The 21078-nt window shown below is 77.5% G+C and carries 17 protein-coding genes; 6 read left to right on the top strand and 11 right to left on the bottom strand.

Translation table 11 applies throughout. The annotated features are described in order from the left end of the window. The first annotated feature begins 53 nt into the window (after positions 1–53). Positions 54–4232 carry an FtsK/SpoIIIE domain-containing protein gene (locus ACI79V_RS07095; RefSeq protein WP_456887842.1) on the top strand — a complete coding sequence of 1393 codons (4179 nt, stop codon included), beginning with the start codon at positions 54–56 and terminating at the stop codon, positions 4230–4232. 8 nt (positions 4233–4240) lie between these two features. Here the strand turns inward: ACI79V_RS07095 and ACI79V_RS07090 are convergent, their stop codons facing one another. From ACI79V_RS07090 to ACI79V_RS07075, 4 genes are all read right to left on the bottom strand, one after another. Then, a complete protein-coding gene (locus ACI79V_RS07090) occupies positions 4241–4753 on the bottom strand; it encodes a DUF6912 family protein (protein ID WP_456887840.1) in 513 nt (170 codons plus the stop codon). Positions 4754–4822: 69 nt separating this feature from the next. Continuing rightward, complete coding sequence (locus tag ACI79V_RS07085; protein WP_456887838.1) at positions 4823–6205, bottom strand: WS/DGAT/MGAT family O-acyltransferase; 1383 nt, start codon at positions 6203–6205, stop codon at positions 4823–4825. 104 nt (positions 6206–6309) lie between these two features. After that, complete coding sequence (locus tag ACI79V_RS07080) at positions 6310–7602, bottom strand: AAA family ATPase (protein WP_456887836.1); 1293 nt, start codon at positions 7600–7602, stop codon at positions 6310–6312. Further along, complete coding sequence (locus ACI79V_RS07075) at positions 7602–8537, bottom strand: SAF domain-containing protein (protein WP_456887834.1); 936 nt, start codon at positions 8535–8537, stop codon at positions 7602–7604. The genes ACI79V_RS07080 and ACI79V_RS07075 overlap by 1 nt, the downstream gene beginning before the upstream one ends. 206 nt (positions 8538–8743) lie before the next feature. Here ACI79V_RS07075 and ACI79V_RS07070 point away from each other — a divergent pair, with 206 nt between their 5' ends. Then, entirely contained in the window at positions 8744–9061 is a 318-nt protein-coding gene (locus ACI79V_RS07070) for a helix-turn-helix domain-containing protein (protein WP_456887832.1), read from the top strand. 2 nt (positions 9062–9063) lie between these two features. Here ACI79V_RS07070 and ACI79V_RS07065 read toward each other — a convergent pair whose 3' ends face one another. Beyond that, the gene (locus ACI79V_RS07065; RefSeq protein WP_456887830.1) at positions 9064–9633 is read right to left on the bottom strand and encodes a hypothetical protein; all 570 of its coding nucleotides are present in this window, start codon (positions 9631–9633) and stop codon (positions 9064–9066) included. A gap of 83 nt (positions 9634–9716) precedes the next feature. Between ACI79V_RS07065 and ACI79V_RS07060 the strand changes: the two genes are divergently transcribed. Together ACI79V_RS07060 and ACI79V_RS07055 are read left to right on the top strand one after the other, a co-directional pair. Next, positions 9717–10415: a hypothetical protein gene (locus ACI79V_RS07060; protein WP_456887828.1), complete on the top strand. Its 699-nt coding sequence runs from the start codon at positions 9717–9719 to the stop codon at positions 10413–10415. 72 nt (positions 10416–10487) lie between these two features. Further along, entirely contained in the window at positions 10488–11036 is a 549-nt protein-coding gene (locus ACI79V_RS07055) for an Rv3235 family protein (protein WP_456887826.1), read from the top strand. 57 nt (positions 11037–11093) lie between these two features. Here ACI79V_RS07055 and secA read toward each other — a convergent pair whose 3' ends face one another. After that, the gene (secA, locus tag ACI79V_RS07050) at positions 11094–14222 is read right to left on the bottom strand and encodes a preprotein translocase subunit SecA (protein ID WP_456887824.1); all 3129 of its coding nucleotides are present in this window, start codon (positions 14220–14222) and stop codon (positions 11094–11096) included. Between the two features lie 71 nt (positions 14223–14293). After that, complete coding sequence (locus ACI79V_RS07045; RefSeq protein ID WP_456887822.1) at positions 14294–14995, bottom strand: SDR family NAD(P)-dependent oxidoreductase; 702 nt, start codon at positions 14993–14995, stop codon at positions 14294–14296. 43 nt (positions 14996–15038) lie between these two features. Here ACI79V_RS07045 and ACI79V_RS07040 point away from each other — a divergent pair, with 43 nt between their 5' ends. After that, positions 15039–15431, top strand: coding sequence for a pyridoxamine 5'-phosphate oxidase family protein (locus ACI79V_RS07040; protein WP_456887820.1), 393 nt, complete (start codon positions 15039–15041; stop codon positions 15429–15431). A 10-nt stretch (positions 15432–15441) separates the two neighbouring features. Continuing rightward, complete coding sequence (locus ACI79V_RS07035) at positions 15442–15996, top strand: GNAT family N-acetyltransferase (RefSeq protein WP_456887819.1); 555 nt, start codon at positions 15442–15444, stop codon at positions 15994–15996. Between the two features lie 39 nt (positions 15997–16035). On the opposite strand, the gene hpf is transcribed toward ACI79V_RS07035, so the two are convergent. The 4 genes from hpf to mtrB form a co-directional block, all read right to left on the bottom strand. Then, complete coding sequence (gene hpf / locus ACI79V_RS07030) at positions 16036–16758, bottom strand: ribosome hibernation-promoting factor, HPF/YfiA family (RefSeq protein ID WP_456887817.1); 723 nt, start codon at positions 16756–16758, stop codon at positions 16036–16038. A 36-nt stretch (positions 16759–16794) separates the two neighbouring features. After that, positions 16795–17580, bottom strand: coding sequence for a ComF family protein (locus ACI79V_RS07025; RefSeq protein WP_456887816.1), 786 nt, complete (start codon positions 17578–17580; stop codon positions 16795–16797). Positions 17581–17642: 62 nt separating this feature from the next. Continuing rightward, a complete protein-coding gene (locus ACI79V_RS07020; RefSeq protein ID WP_456887815.1) occupies positions 17643–19361 on the bottom strand; it encodes an LpqB family beta-propeller domain-containing protein in 1719 nt (572 codons plus the stop codon). Then, positions 19358–21076, bottom strand: coding sequence for an MtrAB system histidine kinase MtrB (gene mtrB / locus ACI79V_RS07015; protein WP_456887813.1), 1719 nt, complete (start codon positions 21074–21076; stop codon positions 19358–19360). Before mtrB ends, ACI79V_RS07020 begins: the two co-directional genes overlap by 4 nt. Positions 21077–21078: the final 2 nt, after the last annotated feature.

Below are 21078 nucleotides of genomic sequence, written 5' to 3'. Positions count from 1 at the left end.
ACAGCCCCCGGGCGCCGGCCGCGCGACCGGCAGCGGCCGGCGACGGTCGGCGGGTGCCCGCTGCCCCGCCTCCCGACGTCCCGCCGCGCTGCTGGACCGTGGTCGGTCCCGAGGGCGCCGTGGACGTCGAGGTCCGCGCCGCCGACGGCGATCCGCTCGGCGCCGTGCTGCCGGCCCTCACCGCCGCCCTCGGCGTCCCGCCGGCGCCCGTGTGGTCGGGCAGCACCGCGCTGTCCGCGGACCTGCCGCTGACCTCTCCCCTCCTCGCGCACGGCGCGGTCCTCGGCGTCGGCCGCCCCGCGCCCCGCACCGGCCGGCCGGCGTCGAGCCCGCTGGAGCTGCACGTGGTCGGCGGTCCCGCGGCCGGGACCACGGCCGGGCTGGCCAGCGGGCGGCACGTGCTGGGCCGCGGCGCCGGCGCCACGCTGTCCCTCCCCGACCCCGGTGTCTCGCGCCGGCACGCCCGGCTCGACGTCGGCGCCGGCGGGACCACGGTCGCCGACCTCGGCTCGACCAACGGCACCCGGCTCGACGGCGAGGAGGTGACCGGCGACCCGGTGGCCTGGCCGCCGGGCGCCGTGCTGCGCCTGGGCGCCAGCGCCCTGGCGGTCGCGGGCCCCCGGGACGTCCCGGCGGGGCTGCGCCCGGGACCGGGCGGGCGGTGGCTCGTGCACCCGGGCGCCGCGCCGCCGGTCGAGCGATCCGAGGTGGAGCTCGTCGTGCCGGCCGCTCCCGACGAGCCGGCCCGCCGCCGCCTGGCCTGGATCGCGGTGCTCCTGCCGGCGGTCGCCGGGGTGTCCCTCGCCTGGCTGCTGTCCACCCCGACGTTCCTGTTCTTCGCGCTGCTCTCACCGCTGGTCGCGGTCGGCACCTGGGCGTCGGACCGGTGGGCGGGGCGCCGCTCCGGCCGTCGCGCGGCGGCCGTCCACGCCGAGCAGCTCCGCGCCGCCCGTGCCCGGCTGGCCGAGGCGGTGCGCGCCGACGTCCGGGCGGCCCACCGCGCCTGCCCCGACCTCGCCGCGCTGGCCACCGCGGCGCGCCGGCGCACCGCGGTGCTGTGGTCGCGCGGTCCCGGCGACGACGACGCGCTGGTGGTGCGCCTGGGTACGGGGTGGGGGCCGACGCGCGTCATCCGGGTCGAGGACGGCCGGCGGCAGGTCGAGACCGCCGCCGACCTGCCGGTCACCGTCGACCTGCGCCGCGCTGGGCACCTGGGCGTCACGGGCCCGCGGGCGCCGGCGCTGGGCGTGGTGGCCGGGGTGCTCGCCCAGGTGGGCACCCTGCTCCCACCCGGCGGCGTCGACGTCGCGGTCCTGACGACGGCCGCACGTGCCGCCGACTGGAGCTGGGCGCGGTGGCTACCGCACCTGGTCCCCGAGGCGGTCCACGTGCGCCCGGCCGGAGGAGGGGCCCACGAGGACGAGGCGGCACTGCTGCGCCGGCTCGGGGACGTGGCCGGCAGGCAGGAGGCGGCCCGCCGTCCCGGCGCGCCGCCTGTCCCCGGTCGGCTGCTGCTGGTGGTCGACCGGCCGGCCGGCGCGGACCTGCGGGACGTCCTGTGCCGATGCCGCGACTCCGGTGCCGTGCTGCTGTCCCTCGGCTCGCGGGCGGACGACCTGCCGGTGCCCGGCGGAGTCCTGCTGCAGGTCGGCGGGGAGACCGGGGACACCGGCCTGCTCGACCGCGGCGACGGCACGCCGCGGACCGAGCTCGTCGTCGACCGGCTGCCGCGGCCGGTCGCCGCCCGGTGGACCCGCGACCTCGCCGCCCTGTCCCCGGGGCGCACCGCCTCGGCCCTGTCCCGGGCGGTCCGCCTGCTGGAGCTGACCTCCGGCGGGCCGGCCGGGGACACCGAGGGGCCGGCGGTGGCCTGGACGCGGGCGCGGACGTCGCTCACCGTCCCCCTGGGGCTGAGCGGGAACGGGGTGGTCACGGTCGACCTGTGCCGCGACGGGCCGCACGCCCTGGTGGCCGGCACCACGGGCTCGGGCAAGTCGGAGCTGCTGCAGACCCTGGTCGCCGGGCTCGCGCTGGGACACCCGCCGGACCGCTGCTCGTTCCTGCTGGTCGACTACAAGGGCGGAGCCGCCTTCGCGGAGGCCGCGACGCTGCCGCACACCGTGGGCCTGGTCACCGACCTCGACGCCGCGGCCACCGGGCGTGCGCTGCGCTCGCTCACCGCGGAGCTGACCCGGCGGGAGGCGCTGCTGGCCGCGGCCGGCGTCGCCGACGTCGGCGCGCTGCCCGACGAGGTGGACCTCGCGCGGCTGGTCATCGTCGTCGACGAGTTCGCAGGCCTGGCCGAGGAGCTGCCGGAGTTCGTCGGCGGACTGGTCGGGATCGCCCAGCGCGGCCGGTCGCTGGGCGTGCACCTGGTGCTGGCGACCCAGCGTCCCGGCGGGGTCGTCTCGCCCGAGATCCGGGCCAACTGCTCGCTGCGGCTGTGCCTGCGCACGATCGACGAGGCCGACTCGCGCGACGTGCTGGGCAGCCCGGAGGCGGCCCGGATCCCGGCCGACCGGCCCGGCGGCGGCCTGCTGCGCGTGGGCTCCGCCCCGCCGGTGCCCTTCCAGACCGCGCGGGTGGCGGTGGGCCCGTCGGCGCCGGCCGGGCCCACGGTCCGGCGCTGGACCTGGCCACCGTCCCCGCCGCCCGCGGACGACGCAGCCGTCGGGGGCCCGTCGGACCTGGCGCGCATCGCCGAGGCCACCGCCCGCGCGACCGACCGCGCGGGCGTGCGCGCGCCGCACCGTCCCTGGCAACCCGCGCTGCCGGGCCGGGTCACCGCCGCCGACCTGCCGGTCCCGTCCGGGAGCGCCCCGGCGCAGCTGCCCGTCGGCCTGGTCGACCGGCCCGACCGGCAGTCATGGGAGCCGCTCGTGCTCGACCTGTCCCGGGGCGGGGGCTGGCTGGCCGTCGGCGGCCCCGGGAGCGGCCGCACCACCCTGCTGCGGACGGTGCTGGCCGAGGCGGTCGACCGCCTGCCACCCGACCGGCTGCACGTCCACGTCCTCGACCACGCCGGGGGCGCGCTGGGCGCCGCGGCCGCGCGGCTGCCGCACACCGGCACCGTGGTCGGCGGCGCCGACGCCCTGCGCAGCGTCCGGCTGGTGGCCCGGCTGACCGAGGACGTCGCCGCCCGCCGCGCCGCGCCGCCCGGGGTCGGAGCAGAGGGCACCGGAGCACACCCCGCGGACCCCGCCGTGCTGCTGCTGGTCGACGGCGTGGAGTCGTTGATGACCCAGCTGGACGACGCCGTCCCCGGACAGGGCTCGGCGGAGTTCCTCCGGCTGGTGCGCGACGGTGCCTCGGCGGGCCTGACCTGCGTCATGACCGCCGACCGCGCCGTCCCCGGCAGCCGGCTGGCCGCGGCCGCGGGCACCCGGCTGGTCCTGCCGCTGCCCGACCGCGCCGACTACGCCGTGGCCGGTGTGCCGGTCCGGTCGGTGCCCGGGTCCCGGCCGCCCGGGCGGGCGCTGCTCGGGGAGGACGCGCTCGAGTGCCAGGTGGCACTGCCCCGGCCGCTGCCGGCGCCACACGCGGACGAGCCGGGCCCGTCGAGCGCACTGCGCATCCCGGAGCTGCCGGCCGATCCCGAGCTGCCGGTCAGCGCATCGGCCGGGACCACACCCTCGGCAGTGCCGCTCGGGCCGGGCGGCGACGAGGGGCGGCTGCTGCGCGTCGACCTGCGCCGCGGCGGTGGGCTGGTGGTCGTCGGTCCCCCAGGCAGCGGACGGACGGCCACGCTGCGGGCGCTGACCACGACGCTGACCGGTGCGGGCGTCCGGGCTGCGTGGCTGGTGCGGGGCCCCCGCGCGGCCGGCCCGGACTCCTCCGGCGCGGTGCCGATCCCCGCCGACGACGTCGCCGGCTGGCGGGCCTGGCTGGCGGACCTCACCGGGCGTCCGGGCGTCCTGGTGCTCGACGACGCGGCCACGCTCGCGGACGCGCCGGTCCTGGCGCTGACGTCGGCGGCGGACCTGGCCGGGCACGACGTCGTGGTCCTCGCCGCCGGCACCCCCGGAGAGCTCGCCGGGGCCTTCCGCGGACCCGTCGCCGACCTCCGCCGCGGCCGCAGCGGCCTGCTGCTCTGCCCGGGCCCCGGGGACGCCGACCTGCTCGGCATCCGGCTGCCCCGCACACCGGTGCCGGTGCGTCCCGGCTCCGGCTGGCTGGTCACCGCGGGCGCGGCCCGTCGGGTGCAGGTCGCCCGGCACCCCCGCCGGCCGTGACGGCGTCCTCAGAGCAGGTCGAGGACCGCGCCGATCTCCTGCGTCGCGTACCAGGCGAGTTCGTGCCCCTCGGCCTGGTCGACCACGAACTGGGCCTCGTCGCTGCCCAGGTCGGCCTCCAGCACGACCGCCACCGCCGCCTGCACGTCGGTCTCGGCGGCGGCGCCGTCGACGTGCGCGCTGGCCACGTCGGCGAGCGGCACGTCGGCGGTCACCCGGACCGCGCCGGGGTCGGTGTCGACGTCGTCGGCCGGCGTGACGGCGGCGTCGGGGACGTCAGCGGCCAGGACCACGCGGCGGCGGGCGGCCGTGGGGTCGACGTCGAGCAGCCGCAGGCTGGCCCGGGCGGCGGCGAGCAGGGCCGCGTACTCGAGCTCCTCGACGTCGGCCGCGGCGTCGCTGAGCGCGTAGTGGTCCCGCAGCCCCGGGGTCACGGCGAAGGCCGTGTGCGGTCCGCCGACCCGGCCCTCGTCGACCAGTCGCCGCAGGACGCTGGTCGTCGCCGGCAGGTAGATCCGCACCCGGCCGCTCCTCTCCTGTCGGGGATGGCGACGGTATCCCGCGCCCGCGGGCGCACCGCGCCGAGCCGGTCAGCGCACCGACTCGGTCAGCGCCGCGACCTCCTGCTCGACCAGGTCGGCGAGCACGTCGACGTCGCCGGCGCCGTCGAGGTCGGCGTTGAGCCCGACGTAGACCCGCCCGTCGTAGCTGGTCATCCCCACCGCCAGCGCCTGACCGCCGAGGAGCGGCACCACCGGGAAGACCTCGAGCATCCGGCTGCCCGCGGCGTAGAGCGGCAGCTGCGGTCCCGGGACGTTGGTCACGACCAGGTTGAACACCCGCCGCGACAGCCCGCGGGCCGCGCGGGCACCGAGCGCGTGCAGCGTGGGCGGGGCGAACCCGGTGAGGGCGACGAGGGCGTCGGCCCGCACCGACCGTCCCGAGTCGGTGACCCCGCGCATGGCGTAGCCCAGTTGCGCCAGGCGCACCCAGGGGTTGGGCTCGCCGACGGGCAGGTCGACGAGGTGGGCCGACACGCCGCCGCCCGCGGCGCCGCCCTCCTCGTCCTGCAGGGAGACGGGCACGAGCGCGCGCACGGCGGTCGAGGCGAGCACCGGCTCCCCGCGCGAGAGCAGCCAGTCGCGCAGGGCGCCGGTGAGGATGGTGAGCAGGACGTCGTTCACCGTTCCGCCGTGCGCCTTGCGGATCGCCTTGAGGTCCTCGAGGTCGGCGCGCGCGACCGCCACCCGCCGCTGGGTGCCCAGCGTCCGGGCGAGCGGCCCGTGCGTTGCCGGGACGACGGCCGACCCGGCGGCGCGGACCAGCCCGCCGGCCACGCTGCGGACGCGGGCCGCCGTCGCCCGCAGGTCGCCCATCGCCGACCATGCGTTCTCGAGCGCCGTGGTGGGCCGCTGGACGTACTCGGCGAGCGCGTCCCGGACCAGCTCGACGCGGCCGGGGACGCGGCGGGGCACCCAGTCGTCGACAGCGGGCAGTGCCGCGTCCGGGGTCGTGTCGAGCAGCACCTGGGCGATGTCCACCGCGCCGAGCCCGTCGACGAGCGCGGGGTGGGTCTTGGTCACCACGGCGTCCCGCCCCTCGGCCAGGCCCTCGACGAGGTAGACCTCCCACAGCGGGCGGGCGTGGTCCAGCGGGCGCGAGGTCACCCGGGACACCAGGTCGAGCAGCTGCGCCCGGGTGCCCGGCCTCGGCACCGCCGACCGCCGCACGTGGTAGGCGACGTCGAAGTCCGGGTCGTCGGCCCAGACCGGGTTGGCCAGGTGCCCGGGCACCGGGACGACCCGCTGCCGGTACCTGGGCACCAGCGGCAGCCGCGCCTCGACCAGGTCGGCGAGGGCGTCGAGCCCGCCCTCGACCGGTTCGAGGACGAGCACGCCTGCGACGTGCAGGGGGGCGCCGGGCTCCTCGAGGTAGAGGTACGACGCATCCAGGGTGCTCAGCCGCTCGGCCATCGTCCTCCTCCGGCTCGGGGGTCCACGCTACGGCGACGAGGGCGTCCTCCCCAGCCGGACCGGCACGGACCGCCCTCCCGGGGGAGCCGCGGCGGGCCGGCGGCTCAGCCGGCGCGCCGGCGCAGACCCCGGCGTCCCCGTGCCGGCTCGGGCACCCGCGCGAGGTCGGCGGCCAGCGTGCGCAGTCCGGCCCGCAGCGGGGACCCGGGTGCCACCTCGGCCAGGGTCCGCCCGGAGGCGAGCGCCGCGTCGGTTGCGGCCCGGTCGGTCGGCAGGAACCTCCGCACGCCGCGGCCGGCGAAGCGCTCGAGCGCGTCGCCGATCTCCTCGCGGGGGTCGCCGGGCACAGGACCGCGGCGCAGCTGGTTGACCACCACGACCGGTTCGACGTCCGGCAGCAGGTCGCGGAGCTGGCCCAGCGCCCGGATGGTGCGCTGCAGGGCGACCGGGTCGGCGCCGCTCACGCAGAGGACGTCGTCGGCGGACTCCAGCACGGTGACGGTGGCCCCGTTGCGCCGCGGCGCCGCGGTGTCGAAGGACAGCTCCTCGTCCTCCTCGAGGTTGAACGCGCAGTCGACGACGGTCAGGTCGGCCGTCCGGCGGGCCTCGTCGAGCACCGCCGCGACCGCGTGGGGACGCAGCTCGGGCCACCGGTCGGCCCGGGCCAGCCCGGTGAGCACCGACAGCTGCGGACGGACCGACCAGGCCAGCCGGCGCAGGGCGGCCTCGTCCAGCGTCCCCGCGGCGGCCTGGCGCGCGGCACCGGCCAGCCCGGGCGACTCGTCGAGCAGTCCGAGGACCTGCGCGACGACCCCGCCGTACACGTCGGCGTCGACCAGCAGCGTCGGCACACCCAGGCGCGCCGCCTCGTCGGCGAGACCGACCGCGACCGTCGTCCGGCCCGGCGCCCCGGTCGGGCCCCACACCGCCACCACCCGGCCCCGGGAGGGACGCCGCGGCGCGAGCTCGGGGGCGGTCCGGCCGGGAGCGGGCAGCGCCGTGCGGGGGTCGGCCACGTCGTGTCCGGTCGCCACCGGGCCGGTCACGGCCTCGCGCAGCGCGCGGACGACGTCCTCCGGCGGCGCGTCCGCGGGCAGCACGGTGGCCACCCCCAGCGCCCGCAGCCGCTCGGCGGCACGGCCGTCGGCGGGGTCGGCCAGCCCGACGACGGCGACCCCGGCCGCGCCGAGACGGGCGACCGCGTCGACGTCGAGGCGGTGCAGGTCCGCCGACAGCAGCGCGGCCTGGGCGGTGCCGGTGGCGGCCGTGGCGAGCAGGTCGGAGGCGTCGACGCACCGCCGGACCACGGTCACCCCGTGGTCGGCCCGGTCCAGAGCGCCGACCAGCGCGGCCTCCCACGCGGCGCCGGTGACCGCGGTGACGACCTGCAGCGCCATCAGGGCGCCGACCCGGCGGGTGTGGCCGGCGGAGCGGCGGCGGGGGGCACGGGAGCCGTCGCCTGGTCCAGGGACGGCGCGACCGGCAGCGGGGCGGGCGGCGGTGACGAGGCCGGCACGGAGGAGACCGGCGCCGAGGAGGCGGGCGGCGTGGCGGACGGCGAGGAGGCGGGCGGGGTACTCGACGGGGTGCTCGGTGGGGCCGAGGCCGAGGGACGGGCCGGGCGCGCGGTGCCCTCCGGTGCCCCCGTCGACGCCGCGGCGTCGTCCACCGAGCCGTGCACGACCACCACGAGCGGCCGGCCGCCGATCGACCCGAGCACGGCGGCGGCCTCCGCGGCAGGGACGCCGATGACCACCTGGACGGTCGTCGCCGCCGTCGACAGCACGCCCTCCGCGCGGCCGCTGACGGCCTGCACCGGCGCGGCCGCGACCACGAGCGTCACGCCCTCGCCGGTCGCGGTACCGGCGGGGTCGGTCACGCCGTAGACGTCGACGACCTGCCCGCGCGCGAGTCCGGGCGGTACGTAGCCGGCCTGCACCGGCAGGGCGACCTGAACCAGGTCCTGCGGCTCCTCGAGGGCGCTGCGCGGCAGGAGCTCCCCGGCGCGCACCGCGCGGGCGAGGGTGCGCCCGGCGGGGTCGGTGCCGGTGGACAGGTAGGCCCCCGCGGCGTCGCCCAGCCGCACCTCGACCGCGACGAGGTCGGTGGCCGCCAACTCGGTGCCCGCGGCCAGGTCGCCGGCCACCGACCACACGGGCACGGTGGCATCGGCGGCGCTCACGACGCGGGCGCCGAGCAGCACCGAGCCGAGCACCAGCAGCACCCCGAGGACCAGCCGCAGGTCCAGCCAGCGCGGCGGGCGCACCCGCCGCGGCACCGGCCCGGCCGCCGCCTCCCCCGCCACCGGCGCCGTGCGCGTGGCAGCGCTCACCGGACCCTCCTCCTCTGCTGTCCGGGACGCCCCGGCCGCCCACCGCGCGGTGGGCACGGACCTGACCGGCGATCAGCGCGGTCGGACGCAGATGATGCGGTACGGGAGCGGTTGCGTGCACGGACTGTCCACACGTTCGGGTGTGGACGAGATGCCCGCGGGTGAGCGCGTTCCTGACAGACTGGCGGGCGACCGGACGGAGAGCCATGCCCACACCGCGCTTCCTGACCCTCGACGACGTCGCCGAGATCCTCAACGTCTCGTGGTCGCAGGCCTACGCGCTCGTACGCCGCCGTGAGCTGATCGCCATCCAGATCGGCGGCCGCGGCCAGTGGCGGGTGGAGACCGACGAGCTCGAGCGGTTCATCCAGCAGAAGTACGCCGAGGCCCGCGCCGGCGCCGTCCCGACCGCCGACGAGCTCGCCCCGGAGGCCCCCGCGGCACCGGCGGACACGGGGACCGGCACGCCGGCCGACACCCCGGCCACGGCCGCGCCCGCCCGCGGACGTCGCTCGCGCGGCTGACCTCAGGGGGCGCCGGGGGCCAGCGTCCGCACCACCGCCACCGCGCCCAGCACCGCCGCCCGCACCGACCGCACGACGCCCGACCGCCGGAACTCGTCGGGTGCGTGCTCGGCCAGCTCGACGAAGTCGGCCCCCACCCGGTCGACCGTCCCGGTCAGCACCCCGCCGTCGTCGAGGACGACGGCCACCGCGCTGCGGTCGCGCGCCAGTCCGCGCAGCGCCCGGCGCAGGTCCAGCGCCGCCCGCACCGGGGAGACCGGCCCGGCCGCCGCGGTCGAGCGCACCAGCCCGGACACCGCGACGACGGCCGGCAGGGCCACCAGCACCTCACGGCCGGCGTCGTCGGTGAGCAGCGCCCAGTCCGGGCCCACCTCACCGAGCCGGCCGGCGACCTCGCCGGCGCCCCGGCAGCGCAGGGACACCCGCTCGCCCACCGCACCACCCAGCCGCTCCGCCAGCCGGACCGCGGCCGTCTCCGCCCGTGACCGGGAGGGCAGCTCGGCCCGCTCCTCGGCCGCGGAGGCCTCGTCGAACTCCGCCTGCAGGTCGGCGAACAGCTGCTGCCAGCGCATGCCCGGAGCCTAGATCCACAACAACTCTTGCGTTTGTACGCGTTTGGTTGCTTTAGTGCTCCGAACCGCGTGGAGGAGGGCACATGTCAGGGAGTCGACTCGTCGCCACGACGGCGGCGATGGCCGGGGTGGCGGCCGTCCTGCGGCTGCTCACGCCCGACCTCGCCGCGCTGACCGCGGTCGGGGTCGACCCGCAGCGGGTTGCCGACACCGCCGGCCCCGAGACCCTGCTGCTCGCCGCGGTCGCCGCCGCCGCGTGGCTGGTCTGGGCGTGGGGCGCCCTCGGCCTGGTCCTCACCGCGCTGTCGGCGCTGCCGGGCCTGGCCGGTGCGGTCGCCGGGGCCGTGCTCCGCCGCCTGCTGCCCGCCTCGGCCCGGCGCGCGGCCGCCCTGGCCCTCGGCGTCGGCCTGGTCGCAGCGCCCGCGCTCACCGGCTGCACGACGACGGTGTCCGCTCCACCGGTCGCCCCGGCGGCCGCCGTGCAGGCCGCGACCCTGCCGGACTGGCCACCGGCCTCGTCAGCACCCGCCGCCGCGTCGGGGCCGGCGCCGGCGCCCGCCGTCCCCGACTGGCCGGCGCCGGCGCCCGGCGACCACGTCGTGCTCCGCGGCGAGTGCCTGTGGTCGATCGCCGAGGCCGATCTCCGCGCCCGCACCGGCCGGGAGCCGACCGACGCCGAGGTGGCCGGCGCCGTCCACGGCTGGTGGCGGGCCAACGCCGCCGTGATCGGCGACGACCCCGACCTCCTGCTGCCCGGACAGGTCCTGCGCCCCCCGACCTGACCACGGCACCGCCTCCCACGGCCGCTCCCCCGGCCCGAGCCGACCGCCACCGACCCGACCCCGGGAGCCCCCGTGACCGCCCCTCCGCAGACCACCGCGCCGCAGACCCCGTCCGGCACCGGCCGCCCGCCCCGCCTCACCATCGTCCCCGCGCTGCACCCGCCGCTGCAGGGGCCGGCCGTCGCGCTGGTCGACCCCAGCACTCCGCCGCCCCGTCCGCCGCACCGGCCCGGCCCGCGCCCGGTCGCCGACGGCGGCCGGCGGCCGGACCTGTTCGGCCCCGCCTGGTCGGTCCGGGCGGACCTGCCCGACCCGCGCGCGGCGGGCCGGCTGCTGTTCACCACGGTGCTGGAGGCGCTGGCCGGCCGACGGCCGCTGTCGCAGGTCCAGCGGCTCACCGCGCCCGGGGTGCACGGCGCGCTGGCCACCGGACGGCGTCCGGCGTGGTGCACCGGCGGCACCGCGCCGCTGCTGCTGGGGCCGGTGCACGTCTGCGAGCCGGTCGACGGCGTGGCCGAGGTCAGCGCGGTGGCGCGCCGGTCGGGCCGGGCGCACGCGGTCGCCGCGCGGCTCGAGGGCGTCGACGGGCGCTGGCGGTGCACCGCCCTGTCGATCGGATGACGGACGACGGCGCCCCGCCGACCACGCGGGTCGACGGGGCGCCGTGAGGCGCGGGCGTCAGCGGGCGGCTGCTCCGTGGCAGACCTTGTACTTCTTGCCCGAGCCGCACGGGCAGGGCGCGTTGCGGGCGGGCTCCTTGGTGCCGGTGACCGTCGCGGTCTTGGCCGCCTTCGCCGGGCCGCTCTCCTTGGGGGAGGCGTCGAGCGAGGGTGCCGAGTAGCTCAGGTTCTCCTGCCGCCGAGGCTCGTCGAGACCCTTGACCGCCAGCTGCGGGCCGGTGCCCGACGGCGACGGCGTCTCGTCGGCCGGAGCGGCCGGCGTCGTGGGCGCCGCGTGCCGGCCGCCGGTGCGTGCGCCCGGCCGGCCCGCCGGGGCACCGGTCGAGCGGCGGGCGGCGGGCTTGGCCGCCGGCTTGGACACCGACACCGACACCGGAGCGGCCGGGGCCGGCGCGGCGCCGTCCCCGTCGGCCGGAGCCGGAGTCTCGGTCGGAGCCGGGGCCTCGGCCGGAGCCGGGGCCTCGGCCGGAGCCGGGGCTGCAGCGGCCTGCGCGGCGGCGGCCTCCCGGGCGGCGGCCTCCTGCGCGGCTCGCTGCCGGGCGAGCACGCGGGCGGTGCCCTCCTGCGCGGCGGCCAGCGCCCGGGCCTCGGCCTCGGCCTGCTGGGCCCGCGCCTCGGCCTCCTGCTGCTCCTTGGTCTTGACCTCGAGGTTGAACAGGAAGCCGACCGACTCCTCCTTGATGCCGTCGAGCATCGCGGAGAACATGTCGTAGCCCTCGCGCTGGTACTCCACGACCGGGTCGCGGTTGGCCATCGCGCGCAGGTGGATGCCGGCCCGCAGGTAGTCCATCTCGTAGAGGTGCTCGCGCCACTTGCGGTCGAGCACGCTCAGCAGCACCCGCCGCTCGAGCTCCCGCATGACCTCCGAGCCCAGCGCCGCCTCGCGCTCCTCGTAGGCGCGGTGGACGTCGTCGAGCAGCTCGCTCTTGAGCGTCTCGGCCGTCAGCGCGGACTGCTCGCCGTCGGCGACCCGGTCGAGCAGCTCCGCCAGCTGCAGGCCCACCGGGTAGAGCGACCGCAGGCCGGTCCACAGCTGCTCGAGGTCCCAGTCCTCGGCGTAGCCGGTCTCGGTCGCGCCGTCGACGTAGGCGCCGACGACGTCGTCGAGCATGTGCTGGACCTGCTCGTGCAGGTCCTCGCCGTCGAGGACCTTGCGGCGCTCGTCGTAGATGACGGTGCGCTGCCGGTTGAGGACCTCGTCGTACTTGAGGACGTCCTTGCGGACCTCGAAGTTCTGCTGCTCGACCTGCGTCTGCGCCGAGCGGATGGCCCGGGTGACCATCTTCGACTCGATCGGCTGGTCGTCGGGGACCCGCAGCGTGGTCATCATCGACTCGAGCATCGGGCCGTTAAAGCGGCGCATCAGGTCGTCGCCGAGGGAGAGGTAGAACCGCGACTCCCCCGGGTCGCCCTGCCGGCCCGAGCGGCCGCGCAGCTGGTTGTCGATGCGGCGGCTCTCGTGCCGCTCGGTGCCCAGCACGTAGAGGCCGCCGGCCTCTGTGACCTCCTCGTGCTCGGCCTTCACCTGGTCCTTGGCGGCGGTCAGCGCCTCGTCCCAGGCGGCCTCGTACTCGTCGGGGGTCTCCGACGGCGAGAGCCCGCGGGCCCGCAGCGCCTCGTCGGCGATGAACTCGGGGTTGCCGCCGAGCTGGATGTCGGTGCCGCGGCCGGCCATGTTGGTGGCCACGGTGACCGCGCCGAGCCGGCCGGCCTGGGCGACGATCGCCGCCTCCCGCGCGTGGTTCTTCGCGTTGAGGACCTCGTGCGGGATGCCGCGGCGCAGCAGCAGCTTCGACAGGATCTCGGACTTCTCGACGCTGGCGGTACCCACGAGCACCGGCTGCCCGGCCTCGTGGCGCTCGGCGATGTCGTCGATGACCGCGTCGAACTTGGCCGACTCGGTCTTGTAGATGACGTCGGAGCGGTCCTCGCGGACCATCGGCCGGTTGGTCGGGATCGGGACGACGCCGAGCTTGTAGGTCTGGGAGAGCTCGGCCGCCTCGGTCTGGGCCGTGCCGGTCATCCCGGAGAGCTTCTCGTAGAGGCGGAAGTAGTTCTGCAGGGTGATCGTGGCGAGCGTCTGGTTCTCGTCCTTGATCTGCACCTTCTCCTTGGCCTCGATGGCCTGGTGCATGCCCTCGTTGTAGCGCCGGCCGGCCAGCACGCGGCCGGTGAACTCGTCGACGATGAGCACCTCGCCGTTGCTGACGATGTACTGCTGGTCGCGGTGGAAGAGCTCCTTGGCCTTCAGCGCGTTGTTCAGGTAGCCGATGAGCGGGGTGTTGACCGCCTCGTAGAGGTTGTCGATGCCGAGCTGGTCCTCGACGAACTCCACGCCCTCCTCGGTGACGGCGACCGTGCGCTTGGCCTCCTCCACCTCGTAGTGCACGTCGCGCTTCATCAGCGGGACGATCCGCGCGAACTCGACGTACCACTTGCCGGCCGACTCGGCGGGGCCGCTGATGATCAGCGGGGTACGGGCCTCGTCGATGAGGATCGAGTCGACCTCGTCGACGATCGCGTAGTGGTGGCCGCGCTGCACCAGGTCGGCCTTGGACCAGGCCATGTTGTCGCGCAGGTAGTCGAAGCCGAACTCGTTGTTCGTGCCGTAGGTGATGTCGCAGGCGTACTGCTCGCGGCGGTACGCCGGCTTCTCGCCGGACAGGATCGTGCCCACGCTCAGGCCGAGGAAGCGGTGTACCCGGCCCATCCACTCGGCGTCGCGCTTGGCCAGGTAGTCGTTGACCGTGACCACGTGCACGCCCTCGCCGGTGAGCGCGTTGAGGTAGGCCGGCAGCACGCCGGTCAGGGTCTTGCCCTCACCGGTGCGCATCTCGGCGATGTTGCCCAGGTGCAGCGCGGCGCCGCCCATGAGCTGCACCCGGAAGTGCCGCTGGCCCAGCGTCCGGGTGGCGGCCTCCCGGACGACGGCGAAGGCCTCCGGCAGCAGCTGGTCGAGGGTCTCGCCGTCGTCCAGACGCTGCTTGAACTCGTCGGTCTTGGCGCGCAGCTCGGCGTCGGTCAGGTCGGCCACGTCGTCGGCGAGCAGGTCGATCGCGTCGGCGATCCGCTCCAGTCGACGGACGAGCTTTCCCTCACCGGCACGGAGGATCCTCGAGAACACCACGGGTCCAGCGTAGGCGGCCCACCCGGCGTGCCGGGGACGCCGCACGTACCCTGCCGCCGCGACGGGGGTGGTCAGCGGACGACGAGCCGCCGTTCCCGCTGGTCGAGGACGACCTCGCGGGCTCCCTGCCGCAGCCCGTCGAGCACCGCCCGCACCACCTCGTCACGGTCGTGCCCGGCGGGCAGCCGCGGCGGCGCCCCGGCCAGGGCCCGGTCGACCAGGCCGGTGTCGACGTGCGGGGGCCGGACGTCGAGGACCGCGATCGACCGGCCGCGCAGCTCGCGGCGCAGCACCGCGGCCCACGCCGACAGGGCCGCCTTGCTCGCCGAGTACTCCGCCATGCCCAGGGTCGGCGCGTCGGCCACGATCGCCGAGAGCAGGACCAGCGCCCCACCCTCGGCCAGGTGCGGCAGCGCGGCCCGCACCAGGCTCATCGGCGCCAGCGTGTTGACCGCGAACAACTCCTCGGTGACCGCGTCGTCGGCGTCGGCGGCGGGACCGAAGGCCACCACGCCCCACGCGACGACGACGGCGTCGAGGCCACCGAGGGCGTCGGCGGCGTGCCCGACGGCGGCCCGGACGGCGTCGACGTCGACCGCGTCCGCGGCGAGTGCGGGCGCCCCGCCGAGCTCCGCGGCCAGCGCCTGCAACCGCCCGTCGTCGCGGCCGGTCAGCGCCACCCGGGCACCGGCCCCCGCCAGGGCCCGCGCCAGCTCCCCGCCGAGCACGCCCGTCGCGCCGGCCACCAGCACCCGCGCCCCCGTCAGCTCCACGCGCGGGCCGGTGCCCGCCGCGACGGCGACCTAACCTCTCCCCGTGGCCCACGACCCGCACGATCTCGCGCCGGAACTGCTGGACTTCCTGACCGAGCGGCACCTGGCCACGCTCACCACGCTGCGCGCCGACGGCAGCCCGCACGTCGTGCCGGTCGGCGTCACCTTCGACCCCGGCACCGCCACCGCGCGGGTGATCACCTCCGGCGGGTCGGCCAAGGCCCGGCACGTGCGCGCCGGACAGGCACGCGTGGCCGTCTGCCAGGTCGACGGCCGCCGGTGGCTGACCCTCGAGGGCACCGCGGTGGTGCGCGACGACCCCGCGTCGGTGGCCGACGCCGAGGCGCGCTACGCCCGGCGCTACCGCGCACCCCGGGAGAACCCCGCGCGGGTGGTCCTCGAGATCTCGGTCGACCGCGTGCTGGGCAACGCCTGAGGATGGGCCGGTGGACCTGACCGGCGTCGACCTGACCACCGAGGTGGTGCGCACCGAGCGCCTCCTGCTGCGGCCGATGCGGGAGGACGACGTGGACCCGGTGTTCCGGGCCTGCCAGGACGCCGAGACCCGGCGCTGGCTGACCGCGCTGCCCTCCCCCTACACCCGCGACTCGGCCGCCGACTTCGTGCTGCGCACCGCGCCCGCCGGCCGGGCCGCCGGGACCGACCTCGGCTGCGCGATCGAGGCCGACGGCGCGTTCGTCGGGGCGTGCGGGATGCACCACCTGACCGGCGGCCGCCTGGGTCCGGAGATCGGCTACTGGATCGCCCCGTGGGCGCGCCGGCGGGGCTACGCGGCCGAGGCGGCCGCGGGGCTGGCCGTCTGGGCGCTGTCCCGCGGGGCGGCGCGGGTGCACCTGTTCACCGACGTGGCCAACGAGCCGTCGCAGGCCGTGGCGCGGCGGGCGGGGTTCGCGGAGGAGGGCGTCGTCCGGCGGTGCCTGGACTACGCCGACGGCACCCGCGGCGACGCCGTCCTGTTCGGCCGGGTGGCCGAGGGGTGAGGGCGGGGGCCCGGCGGACGCGCCGGGCCCCCGCCGGTGTCAGCGCGGGACGGCCGCCGGCTCGGTGGCGGCGGGCGTGGCGGCGGCGGACGGAGACGCGGCGGTGCCGGCCTGCCCGACGGGCGGGTCGACCAGCCGGATGAGGCCGTAGTCGAAGGCGTGCCGCCGGTAGACGACCGTCGGCCGGCCGGTGTCGGCGCAGTGGAACAGGAAGAAGTCGTGCCCCACGAGCTCCATCTCGAGCAGGGCCTGGTCGACGGTCATCGGGACGGCGGGGTGGTGCTTCTCGCGGACGATCCGCCCCGGCAGGTGCTCCTCGGCGTCGGTCTCGGGCGGTTCGGCGTCGACCTGTGATCCGGGGAGCTGTGCGAGGTCGGGGATGCCCACCGCCGGTGTCTGCAGCAGTGCGGCCTCGGGCGCGCTGGTGACGCGGACACTGGGCGGCGTCCGGCGGCCGTGGTGCACGCGCCGGCGGTCGTTGGCCCGGCGCAGCCGGTTGTCGAGCTTGGCGCAGCTCAGGTCGAGCGCGGCGTAGAAGTCCGGCGCACTGGCCTCGGCGCGGACCACCGGTCCCTTGCCACGGAGGGTGATCTCCACCCGCTGGCAGTTGGCGGACTGGCGAGGGTTCTTCTCGTGGAACAACTCGACGTCGATGCGGGACAGCTTGCCGTCGAACCTCTCGAGCTGGCCGACCTTGTCCTCCACGTGCTGCCGATAGTGCTCGGGCACCTCGACGTTGCGGCCACGGACCACGATCTCCATCAGACCTCCCGGTCATGGGGTGTGACCGATGCCACGCTAGTCCCTGTCCGAGGGGCCGGACAGTCGATCGAGACGACCGCCGGACGGGCTCCGGACGGCGTGCGGGGACCCCGCCGGTGCCGGAACGGGAACGGCTCCGGGGTCCGGACGCGGGGTCGCGGCGACCACGGCGGCGAGCACCGGCGCGGCGCCGTCCGGACGGGTCGCGGCCAGGGTCGCGGCCGCCTGGGTGAGGGTCGCACCGCTGGTCACGACGTCGTCGACGACCACCAGCAGCGACGCCGGCGGCACCGCGCCCGCCCGGGCGGTGAACGTCCCGGCCAGGTTGGCCCGCCGCTGGGCGACGTCCAGCCCGGCCGAGTCGCGCACCCGGCCGGTGCGCGCGAGCAACCGCGCCGGTCGCGCGTCGACGCCGGCCGCTCGCAGCTCCGCGACCGCGGCGACGGCGAGCTCGCGGACGTGGTCGCGGCCGCGTGCCCGCAGCGCCGCCCGGGTCGGCGGGACCGGCACGAGCAGCACCGGCCGGCCGGGGAGCAGCGCGGCGTGCACCCCGACGGCCAGCGCCAGCGCGGCGCCGAGCGGGCCGGCCAGCTCCGCCCGGCCACGCTCCTTGAAGGCGACCACCGCCGGACGCACCGGCCCGGCGTAGGCGCCGGCGGCCACCGTCGGCGGCATGCCCCACGGCACCCGCCGCGGCGCGGCCTCCCGCGGCCGGGTCAGCAGACCCGCGCAGCGCCCGCAGAACACCGGCCCGGGGACGCCGCAGCCGGCACAGGTGCGCGGCAGCACGAGGTCGGCGAGGGCCGCCGCGAGGGCACGCACCGCCGCATCCTGCGGCGTCCGGGGAGCCCGCGGGCCGTCCCCGCCCGACCTGTGGACGCGGCCTAGACCGGGTAGAACGGCTCGGTGCCCGGCACCGGCTGCTGACCGCGGACGAGGGTCACCCAGGTGCCGCCCGACAGCTCCCACATCGAGCCGCCGGCGCTCACCAGCGGCCGCTGCCCGGGAGCGGCGGCCAGGGCGGTGGGCTGGCTGGGCAGGCCTGCGGTGGGCTCCTCGTCCAGGCCCCACCCGTCGACGCCGACGACGTAGGGCACCACGCCGTCCTCCCCGCCGTCGGCGGCGAGCACCAACAGGCTGCCGGAGGTCCGCCAGGCGACGTCGGTGACCGCGTTGAGCGAGGGCGCGATCTCGCGCAGGTCGCGCAGCGCGACCGGCCCGTCCTCGGAGCGCACGACGGTGCCGACGAGCAGCGCCGAGCCGTCCCCCCGGCTGACGACGACGGCGGCGCGCACCCCGTCGGGCGAGAGCTCCAGCGCCGTCGCCCGGCCCTGCCCGGACAACGTCGGGGCGTTGACCGGCTGCGGCGAGCCGCCCGCGGGCACCCGCACCACGGTGGTCTCGTCGCGGATCACCCAGAACTCCGGGCGGGTCGCGGCCACCGTCGGCGCCGACAGCCGGCTCGCCGGCAGCACCGGCGCGAGGTCCTGGCCGTACCGCCCGGCCAGCAGGGTCGCCGTCGCTCCGTCCACCGAGACGCCGACCATGTCGGTCAGCGCGCTGGTCCGCGGGTCGGCCCACACCGCGGCCGCGGACAGGGCGTACTGGCCCGTGCCGGTCGGCCCGGCCACCGGCTGGCCGTCGACTGTCATCAGCCGGCCGGCGTCGAGGTAGTGGCCGACGGCGTCGGCGGGGACGGACTCGGGGCTGAAGGCGGCCCAGTCGTCGGTGCGCTGGACGGCCGGGAGACCGTCGAGGGGCAGCGGGTCGCCACCGGCGGTGATCTCGACCGAGCTGATCCCGTCGAGCTGGTCGAGGGTCCAGACCAGCTGGGCGCACAGCTGGGACACCTGCGCCGGTGCCACGTCGCCGAGCCCGGCGAGGTCGACGGTGGCGGTGGCCCCGCTGACGGTCACCGCCCGGGTGAGGGTGACGCCGGTGAGGGGGTTGTCGACGCCGGCGGCCAGCGTCGGCGACGGACCGTCGATCAGCCGCTGGACCAGGGTGGTCGGCTGCGCCTCGCCGCCGAGCAGGTAGCGCGGGTCGGGCACCATCCGCTGCCCCGTCCGGTCGACGAAGTAGGCGGCGAGGTCGTCGTAGAGCCGCTCGAAGTCGGGCACGAGCATGACCAGCCCGTCGGGCGGGTTGCTGATCCGCCACTGGCCGCCGACCTCGGCGAGGGTGAACTCGTGGGTGAACACCTCGCCCGCGGCGGCCGCGGTGAACACCCCGCGGGGGTCGATGGCGCCGACGAGGTCGCCGGTCATGACGACGGTGCCGGCGTCGGTGGTGACGGTGGCGTAGTCGGCGCCGACCAGGGTGATGCCCGACTCGTCGGACCAGGCGGCCGCGGCGTCGGGGGTCAGGTGGTCGCGGGCGACCGGGTGCCGCTGCAGGTTGCTGGCCGCGGCGTCGACGAACCCGCGGACGATCTCCTCCCGGGGCGCGTCCGGGGCCGGGCCGAGCGGCTCGATGCCCACCTCGCCGGCCGGCCGGGCCGGTGCCTCGGTGATCTGCACCGGCGCCGAGGCGCTGGGCACGGTCGAGCAGGCGGTGAGCAGCCCGAGCACGAGGGCGGCCACGGCGGCCGGGCGCCGCCTCACCGCGGCACCGCGGGTCGGCGCACGATCGTCGGCCGCAGCGGCAGCGGCGAGCTGGTCAGGTCGGCACCGGCGCTGAGCGGGACGGTGAGCCGGAACTGGGCGCCGAGCCCGGGCTGGCCCCACACCTGCAGCCAGCCGCCGTGCAGCCGGGCGTCCTCCAGGCTGATCGACAGGCCCAGGCCGCTGCCGCCGACGGTGCGCACGCGGGAGGGGTCGGCCCGCCAGAACCGGTCGAACACGTGCTGGGCGTCCGCCGAGGACAGGCCCACGCCGTGGTCGCGGACGGTCACCGCGGCCGCCGTCCGGTTGGCCGCCAGCGTCACCTCGACCGGCCGGCCGGTGCCGTGCTCGATGGCGTTGCCCACGAGGTTGCGCAGCACCCGCTCGACGCGGCGGGCGTCGACCTCGGCGATCACGGGGTCCGGCGGGCAGGTCACCTGCAGGTCGCAGCCGTGCCGCTCCGCGAGCGCCGACATGCCGTCGGTCACCCGCCCGACGAGCACGCCGAGGTCGGTGGGCGCCCAGTCCAGGACGGCGGCGCCGGCGTCGTAGCGGCTGATCTCCAGGAGGTCCGACAGCAGCCGCTCGAACCGGTCGAGCTCCTCGTGCAGCAGCTCCGCCGAGCGGGCCACGTGCGGCGGGAAGTCACCGCGCGACTCGTGCAGGACCTCGGCGGCCATCTGCACCGTCGTCAGCGGGGTGCGCAGCTCGTGGCTGACGTCGGAGGTGAACCGCTGCTGCAGCTGGGAGAGGGCCTCGAGCTGGGTGATCTGGCGCTGCAGGCTGTCGGCCATGGCGTTGAAGCTGGTGGCCAGCCGGGCCAGGTCGTCCTCGCCGCGGACGGTCATCCGTTCCTCGAGCTGCCCCTCGGCCAGCCGCTGGGCGATGCCGGCGGCGCGGCGCACCGGGTCGACCACCAGCCGGGTGACCAGTACACCGATGCCGGCGACGAACAGGGTGAGCGCGATGCCGCTGATCGCCACGGTGCTGCGGATCAGCGAGAGCGTCTCCTCCTCCTGGTCGAGGGGGAAGGCGTAGTAGAGCTCGATCTGCCCCGCTGACGAGGCGCCGCCGGGGACCGGCGACCCCACCAGCAGCGTCGGCCGGGGCTCGCCGGAGTCGTTGGGGACCGGCCAGTACTGGTAGGACTGCCCGCCGCCGCGGACGTCGGCGCGCAGCCCGTCGGGCAGCGCCGGGTAGACGCCCTGCCGGCTGACCGCCGGCGGCCGCTCGGTGTCCCCGGTCCGGTAGACCATGACGACGTCGAAGTCGCCGGCCGACCCGCCCCGGGTGAGCAGCTGCTGCACCGTGCGGTCCAGCGCGGTGCGCACGCTGGCCGCGTCGCCGGCGGCGATGCCGACCACCTCGGTCTGCGCGTAGAAGACGCCCGACTGCACCTGGTCGACCGCGGCCTGCTGCTTGACGGTGAGCAGCTGCGTGCGGATCTGGCTGAACAGCACCAGGCTGACGATGACGACGACCGTGCCGGCCACCACCATCGTGATCGCGCCGATGCGGACGTGCAGCGACGACCGCCAGGCCGACAGCGCGGCGGCCAGCAGCGCACGCCCCGCGCGGCGGGCCCGGCCGGCCCGCCGGCGCACCCCGCGGCGCAGCGTGGGCAGGTCGCGGGGCAGCCGCCGCGCCGGCGCGGCCGGCGGGGCGGGCACCGCGGCGTCGCCCTCGGGGGGAGCGGCCCGCTCGGTCGTGCTCACGG

The sequence above is a fragment of the Geodermatophilus sp. SYSU D00700 genome, assembly GCF_054050255.1.
Note: the sequence above shows the minus strand (reverse complement) of the source record. Positions and strands in the feature narration are given on the sequence as shown.